Origin of the sequence: Actinomyces oris, from assembly GCF_001929375.1 — a bacterium.
GTDB lineage: Bacteria > Actinomycetota > Actinomycetes > Actinomycetales > Actinomycetaceae > Actinomyces > Actinomyces oris_B.
Window position 1 is genome coordinate 1 of the sequence record NZ_MSGO01000095.1, and the last position, 565, is coordinate 565.

1 pseudogene is annotated in these 565 nt (G+C 64.8%); it reads left to right on the forward strand.

Annotated features, from left to right (window positions below):
- Positions 1 to 123: 123 nt before the first annotated feature.
- Positions 124 to 565, forward strand: a pseudogene (locus tag BKH32_RS13145) (sensor histidine kinase); the annotation flags it as partial.

Below are 565 nucleotides of genomic sequence, written 5' to 3' on the forward strand. Positions count from 1 at the left end.
CCATCCCCCTCCACCCCACAACAGGCGCCGAATCCCCGACCAGGGCTCGTCGGCATTCCACAACGCGGTAACCCCCACCTCAGAGCCCACTCGCCACCTCCCTTCGAAACGAGACCGGTCAGCATGCCCTTCCCCGCCTTCGACACTCAGACATCCTTCACATGGCACCCCACGCGACGCACCCACCTGCTCCACGCGGCGATCGCACTCTTCCTGGCCTGCATCTGGCCCCTCCTGGGAGGAGCCATGACCCCGAGCGTGCTCGCAGTCAACATCGCCGCAGCCGCATCCATCCCCCTCGCCTCGCGCTACCCCGCCATCGGCGCCACCACCAGCCTCATCCTGTGCTGGATCTCCCTGGCCATTCCGGACCCCGTAGGCATCATCGCCCCATCCATCCCATCCGGAATCGCCGCAATGCTCCTCGCCAGAAACCACCCACGCGGCATGGCTTACTTCCTACTTGCAATATCAGTCTTCCTCCATGTCTTCTACACCCCCACGCGCTGGATCGACGGGTTCACATGGCCGGCGGTGGTGGGTGTTCCTTGTGTGGTGGTCGGTG